Genomic DNA, 18,375 nt, shown 5'->3' with positions numbered 1-18,375 from the left:
ACCGCCACTTCTGCCGCCGTTGCGCCCTGTCCATGGTCGGCCGTCCGGACGAGCCCGGCCGCAGGCTGCCGTGGTGGCGCCGGCTGCCGGGGCTCGGTGAGCGGCGGGTGCCGTGGGCCGGTGAGAGGCCCCGTCTGCGCCGTGGCCTGGGCCGCATCTGGACCTGGGTGGTCGGCGCGGTGGTGCTCGCGTTGGTGGTGACCGCCGCGCTCAACGTCGGTACGGCGGTGCAGGCGGTGCGCGACCACTTCACCAAGCGCGCGCCGATCGCTGCCAATTCGTACAAGGCCTCGCACTCGTGGCCCGGACATGGCCCCGCGCTCGCCTTCGACAAGATCAACAACACCTGGTGGGGTTCCGGCAAGAACCAGTCCGGTGCCGGGGAGTGGGTCGAGGCCGACTTCGACCAGCCGACCCATCTGCTCGACATCGTCTTCACCTCGGGCGAGTCGGCCCAGCCGATGGATCTCTCGAAGTCCGCTCTTCCGCAGCGTATTGAAGCGGTCGTCACCACGGCGGACGGCAAGAAGCAGAGCCGTTTCGTCACGCTGGACGGGGCCAGCGGCGGGCAGGCCCGTGCTTTCCGGGTCCAGGATGTCACCTCCGTCCGCTTCATCCTGCGTTCGGCCTTCGGTGCTACGGCCGACAAGCAAGTGGCCATCGCGGAGATCGAGTTCTTCGGGCCTTCCAGCTCAGGCAGCTCGTAGCGGCACACGGGGGCGGGGGCCATGGCATAGGTCGGCTCGGCGTACGGCCGGCTCGGCGTAGGCACCGCCGGCCGGCCGGTCCAGGTTCCGTTTGCGGACCGCGCCGGGCCCCTCCGTACGGCGTCGCTGAACTCGGTGACACCGACCCGACACCGCCTTTCCAGGCGGGAGAAGGTCGGTGTCACCGGGGCCCGGGTCGCATGGTGGGCCACACCCTCGAACGGCCCTTCGATCACAGGAGAGTAGGCTTGTTCCACATGCCTATGACGGGATATTGGGGTGCGGCCGTGCGAACGTCTTCCGGAGTTTCGGCGCCCGTAACCACCATCCCGGTCGCGGTGCACGCGCCGGACCCCGTCTCGCTGGCCGGAGTGAAGAGCCAACTCTGCCATCAGCCGTCGATCGAGCTGGTCGACGAGGTGAGTGGCCGGCCCGGTGCGGTGGCTGTTCTGGTGGCGGCCGACGCGCTGGACGAGCCCACTCTGTCGTCGCTGCGGCGGCTGATACGGACCGAGGGCACCCGTGGGGTGCTGGTCGCCAGCTCGATCCGGGAAGCGGATCTGCTCCAGGTGATCGAATGCGGGGTCGGCGCCATAGTGTGGCGGCACGAGGCCACCGGACACCGGCTCCAGCAGGCGGTGGTGGCCGCGTCCCGTGGTGACGGAGACCTTCCCGCCGACCTGTTAGGGCGGCTGATCGCCCAGGTCGGCACCATGCAACGCGGGGTCGCCGGCTCGTCCGACGCTCCCATGCACGGCCTCGCGCCGCGCGAGGTCGATGTGCTCAGGCTGGTCGCCGAGGGAATGGACACCGGCGAGATCGCGAGCAAGCTCTCGTACTCCGAACGCACCGTGAAGAACGTGATGCACGGCCTGACGACCCGGCTGCGGCTCCGTAACCGGGCGCATGCCGTGGCGTACGCCCTGCGTGAGGGCTACATCTGACGGTCCGTTCGGATCTTCGCCGGGGACGCTGGGGAGCGACGGGAGCTGCTCCTGTACGGTCCCCGGCGCGTTTGCCGGGGAAGTGCTCCCGGCGAGGCAGGAATGGCCACCGGGTGCGCCGTACCGAGCGGCGGACCCGTTTCCCGAGACAGTGAAGGGTGCGGCGGGTGATCCACGAGGTGGACGAGGTCCTCAAGGGACTGCTGTCCGGAGGCGCGCTGACGGGCACCGGCGTGGAGATCGCCTTCGAAGCGCCGACCCGGGACTGGGCGGCCCGGCGCAACGCCCCGACCATCGACGCGTACCTGTACGACATCCGCGAGGATGCCAAGCGGCGCGAGAGCGGGATGACAGAGGTCAAGGACGAGCGGGGAGTGGTGCTGCGCCGGCGTCTGCCGCCGCGCTGGTTCCGGCTCGCGTACCTCGTCACCGCCTGGACCAAACGCCCGCAGGACGAGCACCGGATGCTCGCTGCCGTACTCGCCACACTGCTGCCCCACGAACTGCTCCAGCCGGCCCAACTGACGGGCTCACTGGCCGCGCTCGGCCTCACCGTGCCCCTGACCGTGGCCGGGAACCTGGACGCCCGCTCCAGCGCCGAGGTCTGGTCGGCGCTCGGCGGTGAACTCAAGCCGTCCATCGACGTCGTGATCACTGTGCCCATTCCGTCCTTCCCGGAGTACGACGCCGGGCCTCCGGTCATCGAGCTCGGGGTGCGGGTGCGCACGAACGACGGGAGTGTGGGCGACTCACCCGAGCGGTACTACCCGCGGCCGCTGGCCGGCGCGGTGACCGAGGCGGGCCAGGCAGGTCAGGCGGTGCCGGAGTGAGTACGTCCGCCTGGGCGCTGCTCGGACGGCTCGCCCAACTGCGCGACAGGGTCGCGGAGTTGGTGGAGCGGCGCAGCGCCGACGACCCGACGGCCGCCGACCCGCTGCGCGGCCTGTACCTGTCCGAGGAGGCGGTGCGGTACGCGCTGCGTCCTGCGGACGACGAGGCGGGGGCGGAGGACGAGGCGGTCCCGGCGGCGGACGACGCGGTCCCGGCGGGGGACTTCCCGGCGGGGGACTTCGCTGAGGGCGACGGCCCGGCGGATGACTTCGTGGCGGGCGACGTCTCGGCGGGCGACGTCTCGGCGGGCGACGTCTCGGCGGGCGACGGCCCGGCGGATGACGGCAGCGACCGGCTGTACGCGCTCGCCGTCCGGCTCGGCCTCACCGCTCTCGACGTCGACGTCCTGCTGCTCGCGCTCGCTCCCGACCTCGACCGCACCTTCGAGCCGCTGTACGGCTACCTCAACGACGACGTCAGCCGCCGCCGCGCGACCGTCGGCCTCGCCCTCGAACTCTGCGGCCTGCCCGCGTACTCGACCGAGGCACGGGCCTGTTTCCATCCGTCGGCGGCGCTCCCCGCGCTGGGCCTGATCCGCGTGGAGGAATCCGAACGGCCCTTCCTCAGCCGTTCGTTGAGCGTCCCCGACCGGGTCGTGTCCCATCTGCTCGGCGACGACACGCAGGACTCCGTACTCGACGGCTACGCCGGTCCGCTTCCGCCGCTCGGGACCCAGGTGCAGTTCGACACGCTGACACAGCGGCTGGCGAAGCGCCTGGCGGCCGGTCCGCTCACGGTCTACCTGCGCCAACTCCGCGACGGCGACGGGCTCGCGTGCGCCGCCGCCGCCCTCGAAGCGGCCGGCCTGGAGGCGCTGCACTTCACCCCCGCCACCCCCAACAGGCCCGTGCTCGCCGGTGATTCGGGCAACGGCGAGCAGGCCGGCGGCGATACGGGGAGCGGCGAGCGCGACCACGACCCGATCCCCGAACTGCTCCGTGAGGCGCGGCTGCGCGGCTGTGCCATCGTGGTGACCCCCCTGCCGGAACGCCCCGGGCCCCTGGTGCGCGCGCTGGCGGTGGCTGACGTACCCGTACTGCTGGTGGGCTCCCGCCCGTACGACCCGGACTGGTGCGACCGTCACCGCGAACCACTCGTACTCGACGCGCCCCGGCAGCGCTCGGGCGACCTCGACGCCTGGTCGGCAGCCATCGGGGAGGCGGCCGGGGAGCCCGGGTTCGACCTGGCGCCGGTGGTGGCGCCGTACCGGCTCGGCGGCGACCGGATCCGGCGCGCGGCCCGCGCCGCACGGGAGTTGGCGGCGTTCGAGGGCAGCCCGCTCTCCGGTGCGCATCTGCGGCTCGCCGCCCGGCAGCAGTCGGCGTCCGGCCTCGAACAGCACGCCCGCCGCATCAGCCCGGCCGTGACCTGGGACGATCTTGTCCTGCCCGAGAAGCCCCTGACCCACCTCCACGAACTCGCCCTGCGGGCCAGGCACCGCGACCAGGTGCTCGGCGACTGGCGGTTGAGCGCCGGCGGCGGCCGGGGGCGGGGTGTCATGGCGCTCTTCGCGGGCGAGTCCGGCACCGGCAAGACGCTCTCGGCCGAGGTGGTCGCCGCCGAACTCGGCCTGGATCTCTATGTCGTACAGCTCTCCTCGATCGTCGACAAGTACGTCGGCGAGACCGAGAAGAACCTGGAACGGATCTTCACCGAGGCCGACCGTACCGACGCCGTGCTGCTCTTCGACGAGGCCGATGCCGTCTTCGGCAGGCGCTCGGAGGTCAAGGACTCACACGACCGCTACGCCAACCTGGAGAGCGCGTACCTGCTCCAGCGGCTGGAGTCCTTCGACGGCATCGCCCTGCTGACGACCAACCTGCGGTCCAACATCGACGACGCGTTCACCCGACGGCTGGACCTGGTGGTCGACTTCCCGTTCCCCGACCCGGCCCAGCGCCTGGCGCTGTGGCGGCACAGCCTGGCCTCGGTGCCCTGCGCGCCGGACATCGACCCGGGCCCGTGCGCCCAGGAGTTCGAACTGGCCGGAGGCTCCATCCGCAGCGCCGTGGTCACGGCGGCCTACGCAGCCGCCGGCCGGGGCGACCCGGTCACGACGGCGGACCTGCTGGCGGGCGCGCAGCGCGAGTACCGCAAGGCCGGGCGGCTGGTGCTGGACGACGGCGGCTGGTGAACCGGGCGTTGCTGCCCGGCGGTTGGTGACCGGCGGTTGGTGACCGACGGCTGGTCACCCGGGTTCGGTCCCCGGGCACCAGCCGCCGTACAGCGCCTAGTTGTCCACGCCGTCCATGTTGTCCATCTTGAGCTGGAAGGCTTCGAGGTGGAGTGTCTTGCCCGTGACTCCGACGCTGATCCACTTGCCCGAGCCCCCCGGGTGGTCACACTGCTTACCCAGCCATTGGTCCTTCTCGATGAACGCGTTGCCGCAGATGACACCGTCACTGAGGCTCATCACGAGCTGGTCCAACTGCTGCCCCGAACCGGGCTTTCCGACGGTCATGTCGGCCTTCTCCTTGGCGGCCTTCCAGGGACCCGGGAAACCGACGCCCTCGATGAACGCGTTGGCCGATGTGGCCCTGCTGCCGGACACGGCGATGTTGATGGCCTCGATGGCGCGGCCCTCGTTCTGCGTGCCGGCTATGTCGCCGTCGCACACCGAATGCTGCCAGCCGATGTCGGCCACGTAGGCCCGGTAACAGACGTGCCTGCCCGGATCCTTGTCGTTCAGCTTGGTGACGGCGACCGAAGCGGTGTCCGGCTTGGGCTTCGCCTTCGGCTTGGACGGTGCTCCTCCACCGCCTCCGGCCTCGGCCTGCGTCTCGGTCGGTGACGGGGACGGCGTCTCGCTCGGCGTCGCGGACGGCTGAGCGGGCGGCGAGGGGAGGGTGGTGACGACGGGCTGCGAGGCCTGCGGGGTGGCCTGGCTGGTGACAGCGGCCGCCTTGGTGAACCAGAGGGCAAGGAAGATGAGGGCGAGCATGAGCAGCAGGCTGAGCAGCGTGGCGAGCCAGCGGGGGAGGAATCCGCGCTGGATGTACGTGCCGTCGATGTCGAGCGGCGTGGTGCCGGAACGGCGTACGGCCAGGCGGTAGGGCCGCTGCTGCTTGTGCCCGAACCAGATGAGCTGGCGTGGCCTGAGCGTCGCGTTGACGAACGCGGCGCGCCCGGGCTCGATCTGGACGTTGGCGGGGTGGACGTCGTACGAGAGTTCGTCGCCGTTGTCGTTGCCCGTGATCGAGGCGGTGAGCGTGGTGTTGCCGACGTTGTCGATGGCGAGCTTGGGCCGTCCCCGGAAGCGGCCCTTGACGGTGTGCGGGACGAGTTCGGCCCGTATCTCGGTGAACGGCGTGATGGTGAGGTTGCCCTCGGGGACCGTGGTCGCCTCGGGGTGCTCCGTCGGGATGATCTGCACGGCGTACGGGTTGGGCCCGGCGGTGGCGTCCGGGGTACGCGGCGGCGCGAAGGTGAGTTGGACGGTTCCGGTGGTTCCCGGGTAGAGCCTGAGGGTCTGCGGCTCCACAGTGACGTAGGGCGCGATCTCACCGACGGGGACGAAGCGGTACTCGTCAACCACGTCGCCGGTGTTGCGAAGCCGTAGTCGCACGGTGGCTGCACTGCCCGCGTCTACGGTGGTTGACGCCGGCTCAAGGGAAGTCCATAGGCTCACCGTACGAAAATACCGGCAGAATACGTGTTTGGTCAGCAGGCAGGGGGACATAGTCAGTGTCCCAACAGACGCGCGCGGCTGCCCTCAGCGGGCGGCGGCGGTGCCCTTGTTCCCCTTCCGCCGGGGCCTGTTGATCGCGTACGTATGGTGGGGACCCTTGGTGTTCCTCACCTCCCTCGTGTTCCTCGGAAAGGCTCGTCGTATGCGCGCGCAGGACCAGGGCAAGGCAACAGACGAGGCGAAGCCGCGCCGTTCCGCGTCCCGTACGGCCTCCCGTACGCCTTCGCCGGCCCCGAGCCCCGCACCGTTCGGCAGGGTCGGCACCACGCCGGCCGCGATCCACGCGCTCCAGCGGAGCATCGGCAACGCGGCGGTGGTCCGCGTACTCCAGCGGGAAGCACACCAGCACAACGCCGGCTGCGGCCACGGTGAGGACCCCGCCGCCAGCATCCAGCGCGAAGCCGTGGGCAAGATCCTCGGATCCCGCGGCCGCCCGCTCCCCGAGCCGGTCCAGCGGGAAGCGGAAGGCAGGCTGAAGGTCCCCGAGGGCAGCTACCGGTCCGTCGAGATCCTCGACCGCACGAAGGACCTGGAGGTGGCGCGGGATCTGGGCGCGATCGCTTTCACGACGGGCAGGAAGATCGTAGGAGATGTCTCGAACAAGAAGACGCTGCTGCACGAGCTGATCCACGTCGGCCAGCAGGCGAAGGGATCGGTGCCGGGCACCGACATGGGGAACGGCCTGAAGGTCTCCGACAAGAACGACGAAAAGGAACGCGAGGCAGAAGCGGGAGCGACCCAGGCCCTCGCAACTCCCCTCCCGCTGAGCCCGGTCAAGGCAAAGCCCCGCTCCTGAGGGCGGGCCGGGCCCCGGGCACATTCCGCGGCGGCACGGGCAGGTGAGGATCAACAGCGGCCGGACGACGGGGAGATGCCCCCGAACCCGAGAAGACGCTGGCCGGCGTCGGGCCAGGGCCCGAGGTAGGCGGCCTCCTCGTCGGTCACGTCGTCCTCCTCCCACCAGCCGGTCCCGTCCAGCCAGGACAGCAGCCACCGGGCAAGGGTCGGCGAGTCCTTGAACCAGGCGTCGGCCCAGTCGTCACCCACGGCGTCGGGCTCGAAGAGAAGGACGGGCGCGCCGGGAACGAGACAGTCGACGGCGGCGTACATGCCACAACCCCAGTCGAGGATCGGCAGGACCCCGCGAGGCCAGCACGCGGAAGGACCCGCACGGAGAGCCTCGTACTCCCCGACAGCGGACCGCCCGCCGCCGATCAACGGCAGCAGACAGTACTCGGGCCCGAACCCGCCATTGGCAACAGACCGGTACAACCCCCCGAGCACAGGCGGCAGAACGAACCCAAGGGCACGCTCAGCCTCCCCGACCTCCCGCCCACTGAGGCACACCGGCAGGCTCGCCACCTGCTGCTCGGCCCGATGACGAACGCGCAGAAGAAGCTCAGAAACCCCGGTCAAAAGACCACCTCCGGGACGAGTTTCCGCCCAGGCTACCGGCGAAACCGAAACCAGGGGGACAGCCCCCTCGCACCCTGAACGCCCGCAGGAGCCAGCCCTCTGCAACGTACTTGAGCTGTCGTTCGCCGCGGCAGGCAGCGGTGAGAAACCGGATCGGGGTGCCGGGTGAACCGAGAACGCCTCAGAGAGGCAACCGCTCTTCAGTGGGCGCCGGTGAGTGAGTTTCGGGGTAGTCCTCATCGGCCATCTCGGTGCCGGCGTCGGAGCAGTCGATGACGCCTTGGACCTTCACTGTGCAGACCACGTAGAGCGAGTCACGCAAACGCCCGGACGGCGAAGATCCGATCGCGGGGAAGGACGCCGGCACGTAGAAAGCTCGGGCGGGACTGGTGAAGGCTGCCGAAAAGCACGGTGGAGCGCTGCCTGGTGAAGCCACCGCGCATCAACACACTGCAGAGCTCGTTGGTCAACAGCACGGTGCGGTGCAGGAGTTCGACACGGACCATAGTGACAGGCACCGACAGTGACATGTCGTCCTACAGGCCGCGAAGTGTCTCGTAGAGATTGTCGTAGATGCTTCAGCAGGTAATGCTGACCTCATCGTTCACGGCGCCCAGGTACCAGAGGTCGTCGTTGAAGGTCTTTAATGTGCAGAGTTCGTGGAACCCCAAGACGAGATCCGGGTGGAGCCGTTCGTCTTGTCCCGGCCAACCCGTCGCGACACGGTCGGTGTCGAGTGGGGTGGCCTCTCGGTCGCCGAAGACGGTGCGGATCTCCTCCAGAATCCAACCTCGCGGAAGCTGTTTACCTGTCGTCATCATCGTCGGTCGACGATGATGACCGCCACCGCTTTGGGAGCGTGAGGCGAGGCGAGTTGAGGTCTGACCTGCGGGATACTGACTCCTACGGACGCTGTTGGCTGCTCCTGCCTGTCGCTGGAGCTGCGCCCGGTTCCCCGTTATGTTCTCCGTGGTCCTGCAAGAGGGCCGCTGGCCTCCGGGCCCGGCATGACTGTGTCCCCCTGTCGAAGGCATGACCTGGGGGGTGGTGTCACCGGGCGCGGGAGGTGCCGTCGGAGACGCTGATGAGAGGTCCGGCCACCGTCCGGTCCGGTGCAATGCCGGGCAGTTCGCGGGCGGCAGGTCTGCATAACGTGGATGCGCGAGAACGACACCGATGCCAAGGCCGGCCGCACCAGAGGAGTTGAAAGCACGATGTTCGACACCGGCGACGTTGGCGTGTTCCTCGGCCTGGACGTCGGCAAGACCGCCCATCACGGCCACGGACTCACCCCGGCCGGCAAGAAGGTCTTCGACAAGCTGCTGCCCAACAGCGAACCCAAGCTGCGGGCCGTCTTCGACAAGCTGGCCGCCAAGTTCGGCACCGTACTGCTGATCGTGGACCAGCCGGCCTCGATCGGCGCCCTGCCGCTCACGGTCGCCCGGGACGCGGGCTGCGAGGTCGCCTACCTTCCAGGGCTGGCGATGCGGCGGATCGCCGACCTCTACCCCGGCGAGGCCAAGACCGACGCGAAGGACGCCGCCGTGATCGCGGACGCCGCCCGCACCATGCCGCACACCCTGCGCTCGCTGGAACTCACTGACGAGATCACCGCCGAACTCACGGTCCTTGTCGGCTTCGACCAGGACCTCGCGGCCGAAGCCACCCGCACGTCCAACCGGATACGCGGCCTGCTCACCCAGTTCCACCCCAGCCTGGAACGCGTCCTGGGCCCCCGCCTGGACCACCAGGCCGTCACCTGGCTCCTGGAGCGTCACGGCTCCCCGTCCGCCCTGCGCAAGGCCGGCCGCCGCAGGCTCGTGGAGCTGATCCGTCCGAAGGCCCCCCGCATGGCCCACCGGTTGATCGACGATGTCTTCGACGCTCTCGATGAACAGACCGTCATCGTCCCCGGCACCGGCACCCTCGACATCGTCATCCCCTCTCTGGCCGCCTCCCTGGCCGCCGTCCACACCCAGCGCCGGGCGATGGAAGCCCAGATCAACGCCCTGCTGGAGGCTCACCCTCTTTCCCCGGTCCTGACGTCGATGCCCGGCGTCGGCGTCAGGACCGCCGCCGTCCTCCTGGTCACCGTCGGCGACGGCACCAGCTTCCCCACCGCCGCCCACCTCGCCTCCTACGCCGGACTCGCCCCGACCACGAAGCAGTCCGGGACCTCGATCCACGGCGAACACGCACCCCGAGGCGGCAACCGGCAGCTCAAACGCGCGATGTTCCTGTCCGCCTTCGCCTGCATGAACGCCGACCCCGCCTCCCGCACCTACTACGACAAGCAACGGGCACGCGGCAAAACCCACACCCAGGCCCTCCTCAGACTCGCCCGCCAACGCATCAGCGTCCTATTCGCCATGCTCCGCGACGGCACCTTCTATGAATCCCGGACACCGAAAGACGTCGAACTCGCCGCATAACCCAACAACCCCGAACCACCCCAAACCCAACAGAGGCGCCTTGACGAAAGACATAGAGGCACCCCCCCCGGATCTGGCACGGTTGCGGCACGTTCGGATCCTCTCGATGCGGACTGTCGGCGGGGACGGTCTGTCGTCGAATTGCGCTCCGTGCCCACTGCCCGGGCATCCGTCCAGGCGCTGACGTTCGCCTCAGGTCGGAGCCGGTACTCCAGATGGTGGAGGGGGCATCCATGCGGGCCCGCATCGTCGTGTCACTGCTGATCGGTGCCCCGGCCGAGGAACCGTGTGCTCGTCAACGGGCTTCGCCCTCGGGGCTGCTGGAATTGTGCAGCGAGAGTGTGAAGTGCGGAGTCTACGAACCCCCAGCCCGGTGTTCAGGCACACGTCTGCTCCTGACCCGGGATGGAGATGACTGTGCTGCAGGGTCAACCACTGTGTCGGGCCAACAAGGATTCCGGAATGCCAGACAGGATGGCGGGCTCTTGGGGGCCCCGGTGAGCGAAGTGGAGATCCTCGCGGGCGCGAGTACACAGCACGAAGAAGTTAAGGCGCGCGTCAGCGCGGGTCGGGTCCTCTGCGTACGCGTCCAGGTCCGGAACGAAGACGCTGTCGAACTCCAGGCCCTTCATGCTGGCCGTGCTCACGATCCGGATGGGGCGCGTTGAGAAGTCGACGGTGTCCCGGTCTCGATCGCCGTGCACATAGGCCTGGGTGTGCTTTGCAAGTCCTAGATGCCTGAGTTCGCTCTGGACGTCCCGCAGTGCATGCGTCGATCTACAGATAATTCCGATGCTCCGCTTCGGATGCGCGTTGAAGTATTGGGCAACCCCGGCGAGGAGATACGTCAAGGAGGGCACTTTCAGGACAGTGGGGGTACGTCCGACGCGTATCGGTATGGGCATCTCGTCCCGAGCTTCGTGACGGAACTGGGCTGCCAGCCTGGCGATCTCTCGACTGTTCCGGTGGTTGTCGCCCAGCACCAGCGGATCGGCCTGTGTGCCGAGGAAGCGGCATATTTCGGCCACGGTGCTCTCTTCGTCATCGATCCGCTGGTTCCCGTCTGCAAAGACGGTGATGCCGACACCGAGAATGCGGCACAACTGATAGAAGGCGACAGGCAGATTCTGTCCCTCGTCGATCACCAGATGCGCGGTCGACCTGACCTCCTGCAGGATGCAGTCCCGCTGCATCTCGATCCAGTCGTATCTCCAACCATCCTGGTCGGTCTGTGGGGGATCGGTTTTGAAGCGCCCGCGCCAGAAATTTCTGATCCATCGATGGTAGGTGGTGACGTTGAGAGTATTCGTGAGGCTCGGTGCCATTTGGGCCAGGTACTGATGGAGCAGATTGGAGCGCGTGAAGAGCACGACATCTCGCCCAGCGGTTGCCAGCGCCCACGCGCGGTAGACGGCCATCACGGTCTTTCCGGCGCCAGGTATCCCGGTGATGACGTGGCTTCCGTAGAATGGAAGATCGAGGACGGCGTGCTGCTCGATCTCAAGATCCAGGAGGGAAGGAATTCTCATGGCAGATCGACGGCTTCGGCCGATTCCTCGAGAGCGGCCTGGATGACTCGCCGAAAGAATCCCGGGACCTTGCCGTCACCGATCAACAGCGTCCTGTCCAAGAGGGAATTGTCGATCTCGCAGCACGTCTCCGGAAGAAGCGTGCATGCGTGGCAGGCGGCACGGTTGAGGTTGGCTAGAGATCTGCCTGTCGAGTCGGCGCACAACGGGTCCTGAGAGCACCACTGTGCCGATTCGAGCAGTCGGATCAGAGTCTCGACGAGGTTTGGTGGTTGCCCCTGACGGACGAGTCCGCCCAGCGTCCCTTCTGTATCTCCGGCGGCTGTGTAGATGAACACGCCGGCTTGAGCGGGAAGTTCACTGCCTGGGGCGTGGCTTCTGGCGTAGACGCGTTCTCTCAGTGAGGCTGCGTTGTACCCGCTGTCATACGACAGTTGGCGAATGAATTGATGGGCCAGGGTGTGCAGCATCACGAATCGAGGTAGAAGTTCAGGACCCGTTTTGCTTCTCAGGCGGTCGGCTTTGAAAGAGGCGTCCAAGTTCCGCTCGATCCGTCGCGTCCAGTCGCGCACTGCCGGCAGCTTCTCCCAAGTGCTCACACGCTCCTCTTCGACGGCGATGAAGATGCCTTCGCCGTACGTCTCTATGGCGGGCAGCCATTGCGCGCGGGCGTTCGTGTTGACCGACACGACGTGTCCGCCCTCGCCCTCTTCTCTGTCGCCGGAACTGGGTTCGTACCGCGAGAAGCCTTCGAGCGCGCGGACCTCGCGTACTCGGTCTGCGACAACGACCGCGGAGATGCCTGAATCCAGCTCCTGCATCGATTTCGGATTATCATGGCTGATCCCGAGATGGGTCCGGCGTACGGAGAAGGTCTTTGAATCAGCGACGGATTCAGGAACGGAAAAGGCCGCCCATTCGGCGATACTGAGATCACCGTCCGAATCAACTCTCGAGGGCATCCACGAAACCTCTTCGGTGTATCGGCGTCGGACGGCCTCGACGAACTCCTCCGTGACCTCGCATTGGTTCGCGATCACAGTTCTGAAGGCATCGGAAATTGGGCTGCCATTTGCGCTGTTGAAGTCCGGCCACAGGGTGTGGTTGACGACCTTCTGGGTCAATTCGTCTTCCTCGGGCAGTCCCGCAGGTTCTGGGATGTCGATCGCCGAGTGCGTGATGGGGAAATATACATTTGAGGCGCCGCGCTGTACTGCTTGCGGTGTCTCTTCGCAGGTGTCCGCCTCATCAGTCTCGGATTGCCAGGGGTGGGTGCCAGGGCAAGGCAATCCGATCTGCTTAAGAATGTTCTTCTGGCTGATTCCCGCCAGATCACGCCCGGCTCGGCAGGCGACGCAGATGACGCGCAAGGCATCCAGCCCAGAGGATTCGGGACTGGCAACGAACCGAAGCCGGCGAAGCTGACATTGGCGCTGAGCATGCCCCTCACTCTTGGAGTGAGCCCATCGATGCCAGTCGATGTCGGCCATATGGCCGGCCCTGCACACTTGGATGAAGCGCATCGGAGCCAGCTGCGACTTTCCGGCGCAATGTCCGCAGGTCGGCTGCTTGTCCCGTACCTCGAGATCTGAGTGCCAGCGCTTCATTTCTCTGCACTGAGGGCAGAAGAGCCACTTGGGGAATCGTACATAAACCGGCCCGATACGGGCAGCGTAGGCGGCTTTCCCGGAGGGGATTACGGGGGCCGACCGGAAGCCCTGAACGCCCAATTTCGCTGCAAGTCGGGGTGATTCGACGCGCTCGCCGTTCACTGCCCAACTACGAATATCGGCCGCCACGAAGGACTCGCCTCGAAGGTCGATGATCCCGCCTACGCCGAAGGGAACGATCGTCTGTGACCTGCGGACCTTACGCCGAACGTCCTTCATGGATTTTACGTTCCTCTCACGGCGATGAGGCATTCGCGGTCGACGTTGCGCATCGACTGCGCTGTCTCCCACCGACCGCCTTGCTTGCCGAAGTCGGTCAAGAGCGATGTGTTCAAGCGCCCCTGAGGCTGGTAAAAGAGGCGGCTGCCTTCGCCATGCGCGATTTCGGCCTCTTGTCGCCATTCCTCGATCAGCTGGTCGAGCTGTTCCGTGGCGGCATCGGACTCCTCCGGGTCGGCTCGTTGCACGTGGTCCACGATGAGATCACGGATCCGTGCGACTCCATCCTCATGGTCGAGGATGTCCCCCGCCTTGTTCTCGGCGTTCAGGCCGATTCCGTGACGGACGAGGATGACGAGTACGGCATGCAGAGCTCGCTTACGAGAGGGCATGGACCACGGTGTGACGCTGGTGGGTTCCACATGACGGTAGAGGGAACGGTGGTAGACACCGAACGACTCGTAGTGGGACCGGTCGCGAGGTTTGGTCGAGCGAAAGAGCGTGACGACCAAGCCGGGTACATGGCGACGGCCGACACGGCTGGTGGCCTGAATGTACTCCGATGTCGTTTTGGGCTGTCCGTTCATGAGCATGAGGCCGAGTCGCGGAACGTCGACACCCACGGAGAGCATGTTGGTCGTGGCGAGAAAGGAGACGCTGCCACGTTCTTTGAAGTGTTTCCCCAGGCGCTCGAGGAGCCGTGGTTGAGCGGCGCGCGGGATATTACTGGTGAGTTCGACCACCGAGTCGTCACCGAGTTCGCGGCGCCGGGTGTCGTCCTTCGTCAGATGCGCGAGACGCGCAGGGATGTCGTCCCGTGCGATCGTTACGGTTCGGCCAAGTTCGCGCAGGCTGTTGTGATAGGCGACCACTGTCCAGTAGGCATCACGATAGGCGTCGTCGTCGCAGATCTCCTTCGGAGCCTGCAAGGCGGCGGCACCCACGTGAACGGTCGAGGTCGAGGCGGTGTGCCCCTGTGCCATGACACCCACGTACAAACGCCCGGGCTTGTCCTCGTCCGGCGAAGCGAAGTAGGAGTGGCCAGCCTTGATCCCCGGCGGCGGGAAAAGCTGCGTGGGCCGGCCGTAGAGGCTACGGATCTGGTCCTGTGAACGTCGGATGGTCGCTGTCGATGCGATGACCTTCGGTACGGTGCCGTGCCAGGCACACAGTTCGAGGATGGCGGATTCGTACAGGCCGACCGTTGTTCCCAAGGGGCCTGCGAGCAAGTGGAGTTCGTCTTGAATCACCAGTGAGGGTGCTCGCTTGCCGTTCTTTCCGAAGAGGTTGCCGGCCTCCGGCTCCCACGCGAGTCGCGCGAATTTGTCCACAGTGCCGAGTACGAACGTCGGCGGTGCCTTATAGATCTGCTCGTCCACCACGGAGACCGGAAGTCGCTCATGGAAGACGCAGGTGTTGCGCGGACAGAAGAACGAGGTGGTGACTCCGTCCGCCCTGATGCCGAAGTCCTGTGTTTGCCCGTGTCGTTCCGGAACGATTTCTGTACCGCACCACGGACAGCGTTCCAGCAGAAACCGATCGTCGGGCTCGTTCATCTGCATCAGGACATCCAGTTCGTCCTGCGCGGCGGAGATCTTGTTGGGCGTCGTCTCCTTGCCCACCCAGAGTCCGATCGAGATGGGCTCCTCCCCCAGATCGTGGGGTAGCGGTCCGTCCTCTCCCTTCCTTATGTATTCCAGAGCGCAGATCGCCGTTGCAGTGCGCTGGAATTGCTGCGTGGTGAGCAGGCTCAGCGTGTATCGGCTCAGAACGGCCGTGCCACCTCCGGCAGCGCCGAATCTCAGTCGGCGCCAGAGGATCTCGAAGCAGGCGGTGAGAAGGTATGCCTCCGTCTTTCCTCCACCTGTAGGGAACCAGATCAGGTCGACCGTCTTACGGTCCTTGTGCTCGGGGTTCATCATGCCCTCGACCACGAGTAGAAAGTAGGCGAGTTGGAACGGATGCCATGTGTAGTCGCCACCAGGCTCGCTCAGTTCCAGTACTCCGCTGTTTCTGCGGCGTCGGCTGCCTGCCAGCTCCGGCCGGCTGTGAAGCATTTGGAGCGCCATGGCGCGATTGGCCACTCGAAATGCCTGACGTGCCTTGGCTCCTGATGGGGTCGATGCGGTGAGTGCCTCTACCCCTGACGTCATGCGGTCGAGAGCGGTCCTGATGCGGTCGAGGATACGGCCGGCAGGCGCGTCGGCCCAGAGCGGCAGGGTCTTCGTCGACTGCTGGGTTTCGAACCACTTGTGATATCCCAGGACAAATGAATGCAGTTCCGCCCGGAGATCATCTGCGGAGAGCCCGGGCTGTGACAGGTGCGCGAGATTGAGCACCGGCAGATCTTTGGGCCCGTCAGGCTTGATGTGCTCGACCACCTGCTGAGGCAGGACCTGTGTACGCAAGGTGGTGACCTGGTGGGACTCGTCGTCCCACTCGACAGCACATCCGTGCCCCACGGCCCTCGTCACAATATGCCGGTACTGGAGACGCAGCTCTTGCTCCTCCTCGTCGCGGCTGTTGAGTCGGGTACTCGGATACTCGAGGATCTTTCCGCCGAGTGTCGTCGCCTGCAGATCAACCTGAAAGAGCATCAGGTCCCGGTCCTTGTGGGTGCTCTCCTCTTCGTCATGTGCGTTGGCAAGTACGCACGTGACGAGATGTCCGGACGCGAAAGGACGCCAACGGATATGGAGTCGAGCATGACCGTCCAGGACGGAGACCGGCATCGTTTGTTCCAGAGCAACGGTTTCCGTTGTGGAGAGCCGCGGCTGGCGTCGCCAGCTGCGACGCCCGCCTTCGCGATGTGTCACATACCGTGAGGCTTCACACGTCACCTGGATGTTGCGGGCATCGGTGAAGAAGGAGAAGCCGAGGGATGACGGAAGCCATGCATTCGCTTCGGCCACCGGATCATCCGCGAAGTTGTCCTCTTCTCCGCTTCCGGCCTGTGATTCGTTGAAATCCAACTCACCGTCGTCCTGCGAGTGCTCCAGCAAGGAGGCTCCACGCGGATACAAGGTGCCCATCAGGTAGCGCCTGTCAGGCGGGTCGACAAGGGTCTCGTCCTCGGCGACGGCCGGGCCGACCAACTGACGGGCGAGGTACTTCACGAAGTCAGCGCGGTGCTCGGAGAGCCGTGATTCGGAGACGTTCACTTGAGATGCCCCTCCCGTGTCAGAACAGCAATGCCCAGGTCCTTCAGGATCCGGCGGGTACCGGGCCGGCAAGCGACCCACAGCTGGGCGCGGGCTCTCGTCCAGGCGACGTAGAGGGCATCGAGACGGCCTTCGAGGTGTTCAGGCTCGAGGTCGATAAGACAGACGACATGGTTCTCGTGACCCTTGAAGTCGGAGATGGAGGACCAGGTGAGCCGATGCTTCGTACGGTCGCTTCCGACTACATCGGCGAATCGCTCTATCTTCGAGGCTCGCTGTGACAGGCGGGCCGAGCTCGCTTCCCAGTCCCCGGAGGCGGACAGCAGCGTGATGTTCCGCGGTGACACTTCCTCTTGCACAAGTTCGTTCACGTAGGTGTCGAGAACATTGGCCTCCTCCTGCGCGTCATGCACGTCGGCGAAGCGGACCGGTTCGCCCTCACCGGCGGAGGCGATGCCAAGATCGGCGCCCGTGTACAAGCGGACCTGTTTGACGATCTGAACAGTGTTGCGACAGTTGCGCCTCATGGGCCCGCAGACGGAACCCAGCGGGCGCAAGTACTCCCAGGCGTCGGGATCATATTCGTTCGGGGTCAGTACCTGGTTGTTCTGGTCCAGCATGAAGATCCATCGGCCCTCGGCGAGGCCACCCGAGACCAGAGCCTCCAGGGTGTCGAGGCTCTCGAAGGTCATCAGGTCCTGCGCCTCGTCCACGATCAATTGGTCGAAGACGCGTCCCTGAACTTCGTCCAGACGGTCGAACGGCAGGACGGTGATCCCGTCGTCGGTAAGAATGCGGCCCACATGGGTCGCCAGCGTGGTGCTCGCGCAGGTGAACAGAACGCTGCCGCGAGCGGATTTGCGACGGGCCGCCTCGGCGGCGAGGAAGGTCTTGCCAGTGCCTGCGCCACCGGTCCAGATAAGGCGTGGATTGGACTCCAACTCGTCCAGCCTGTCGAACTGTTCGGTGGTGAGGCGTTCGAAGGCGACTTCGAGGTTGGTCAGTCTGGACCGGAGATTGGGTACGAGGTCGAAATCGGGGCGGACAGCCTCAAGCATCTGCTTGCGCAGGGTGGCCGAGACGGGGGTGCGGGCCCACCTGTTCCTTGTCAGCCAGAAGCGGGTGGCGCGTTCGATGCCCTTGGACAGACCGCGTCCGCCGTCGTACGCCGTGGTGCCGAGATACTGTTCAGGCTCGAACTCGGTAGTGCGTGGGATGTCGACGTCCGTGGTGATCACGAGGTATCCGCTGGGAACGCCGTGGTCTCGCAAGTTACCGACCAGCGCGCCGATCTCCCGCTCGAACTCGTGCATACCCCCGTTGGCCTGTGCAAAGGGGCTCTCCTTCGGACCCTCCTCGCGGCCGGGCGGACCGTAATACCATCTCCCATCGCGCTGGTGGACCCGACCGCCCTTGACCTCGATGAAGAGCAGGACGTCGGGCATGATGACGACGAAGTCGATCTCGCCGACACGCTTCCTGTGGTGCTGAGGGAGATGAACCGTGTGCAGCGCGATGCTCCGGTCATCGGGAATCGCCTTGAGCGCCGCGAACACGCTCCGTTCGGCCTGGCTCTTGGTGCTGCTCGAGATCTCGCTCGGAATGATCCGCATCTACTCTTCCCCTTGGTCACGCCAACACGGTCCCAAAGTACCGAGTGATGGACCCTCTCGGGCGCCGGTTGTGCGAGGAAGTGCCAGCAGAGGCGGCCCGATGTG

The 18,375-nt window shown here is 66.3% G+C and carries 12 protein-coding genes and 1 pseudogene; 6 read left to right on the top strand and 7 right to left on the bottom strand.

Annotated elements, in window-relative coordinates; translation table 11 throughout:
- The 4 genes and pseudogenes from QR77_RS46700 to QR77_RS16995 form a co-directional block, all read left to right on the top strand.
- Positions 1 to 707 (top strand): annotated as a pseudogene (locus QR77_RS46700) (zinc ribbon domain-containing protein); the annotation flags it as partial.
- A 287-nt stretch (positions 708 to 994) separates the two neighbouring features.
- Entirely contained in the window at positions 995 to 1,651 is a 657-nt protein-coding gene (locus QR77_RS17005) for a LuxR C-terminal-related transcriptional regulator (RefSeq protein ID WP_052489622.1), read from the top strand.
- A 167-nt stretch (positions 1,652 to 1,818) separates the two neighbouring features.
- Positions 1,819 to 2,481, top strand: a complete 663-nt coding sequence (locus QR77_RS17000; protein ID WP_040022681.1) for a DUF4255 domain-containing protein — start codon at positions 1,819 to 1,821, stop codon at positions 2,479 to 2,481.
- Entirely contained in the window at positions 2,478 to 4,676 is a 2,199-nt protein-coding gene (locus tag QR77_RS16995; protein WP_040022679.1) for an ATP-binding protein, read from the top strand. Before QR77_RS17000 ends, QR77_RS16995 begins: the two co-directional genes overlap by 4 nt.
- 96 nt (positions 4,677 to 4,772) lie before the next feature.
- Here QR77_RS16995 and QR77_RS16990 read toward each other — a convergent pair whose 3' ends face one another.
- Positions 4,773 to 6,170 (bottom strand): hydrolase, encoded by a 1,398-nt coding sequence (locus QR77_RS16990; RefSeq protein WP_040022677.1) that lies wholly within the window; start codon positions 6,168 to 6,170, stop codon positions 4,773 to 4,775.
- Between the two features lie 202 nt (positions 6,171 to 6,372).
- Between QR77_RS16990 and QR77_RS16985 the strand changes: the two genes are divergently transcribed.
- Positions 6,373 to 7,026, top strand: a complete 654-nt coding sequence (locus QR77_RS16985) for a DUF4157 domain-containing protein (protein WP_052488832.1) — start codon at positions 6,373 to 6,375, stop codon at positions 7,024 to 7,026.
- Between the two features lie 50 nt (positions 7,027 to 7,076).
- On the opposite strand, the gene QR77_RS48705 is transcribed toward QR77_RS16985, so the two are convergent.
- Positions 7,077 to 7,340, bottom strand: a complete 264-nt coding sequence (locus tag QR77_RS48705; RefSeq protein ID WP_236710695.1) for a hypothetical protein — start codon at positions 7,338 to 7,340, stop codon at positions 7,077 to 7,079.
- Positions 7,341 to 8,224: 884 nt separating this feature from the next.
- Entirely contained in the window at positions 8,225 to 8,467 is a 243-nt protein-coding gene (locus QR77_RS16970) for a hypothetical protein (RefSeq protein WP_040022674.1), read from the bottom strand.
- 393 nt (positions 8,468 to 8,860) lie between these two features.
- On the opposite strand from QR77_RS16970, the gene QR77_RS16965 reads away from it, so the two are divergent.
- Entirely contained in the window at positions 8,861 to 10,078 is a 1,218-nt protein-coding gene (locus tag QR77_RS16965) for an IS110 family transposase (RefSeq protein ID WP_040022673.1), read from the top strand.
- Between the two features lie 428 nt (positions 10,079 to 10,506).
- Here QR77_RS16965 and QR77_RS16960 read toward each other — a convergent pair whose 3' ends face one another.
- From QR77_RS16960 to QR77_RS16945, 4 genes are read right to left on the bottom strand one after another with little or no spacing between them, the layout of a single operon-like run.
- Entirely contained in the window at positions 10,507 to 11,607 is a 1,101-nt protein-coding gene (locus tag QR77_RS16960) for a hypothetical protein (RefSeq protein ID WP_040022672.1), read from the bottom strand.
- The gene (locus QR77_RS43645; protein WP_040022671.1) at positions 11,604 to 13,496 is read right to left on the bottom strand and encodes a DUF1998 domain-containing protein; all 1,893 of its coding nucleotides are present in this window, start codon (positions 13,494 to 13,496) and stop codon (positions 11,604 to 11,606) included. Before QR77_RS43645 ends, QR77_RS16960 begins: the two co-directional genes overlap by 4 nt.
- A 5-nt stretch (positions 13,497 to 13,501) precedes the next feature.
- Positions 13,502 to 16,657, bottom strand: a complete 3,156-nt coding sequence (locus QR77_RS16950; RefSeq protein ID WP_040022670.1) for a helicase-related protein — start codon at positions 16,655 to 16,657, stop codon at positions 13,502 to 13,504.
- On the bottom strand, positions 16,654 to 18,270 hold the full coding sequence (locus QR77_RS16945) for an NERD domain-containing protein (RefSeq protein ID WP_040022669.1): 1,617 nt from the start codon (positions 18,268 to 18,270) through the stop codon (positions 16,654 to 16,656). The genes QR77_RS16950 and QR77_RS16945 overlap by 4 nt, the downstream gene beginning before the upstream one ends.
- Between the last annotated feature and the right edge of the window lie 105 nt (positions 18,271 to 18,375).

The sequence above is a fragment of the Streptomyces sp. 150FB genome (assembly GCF_000818195.1).
GTDB lineage: Bacteria > Actinomycetota > Actinomycetes > Streptomycetales > Streptomycetaceae > Streptomyces.
This window is presented reverse-complemented; position numbering and strand designations above follow the sequence as displayed.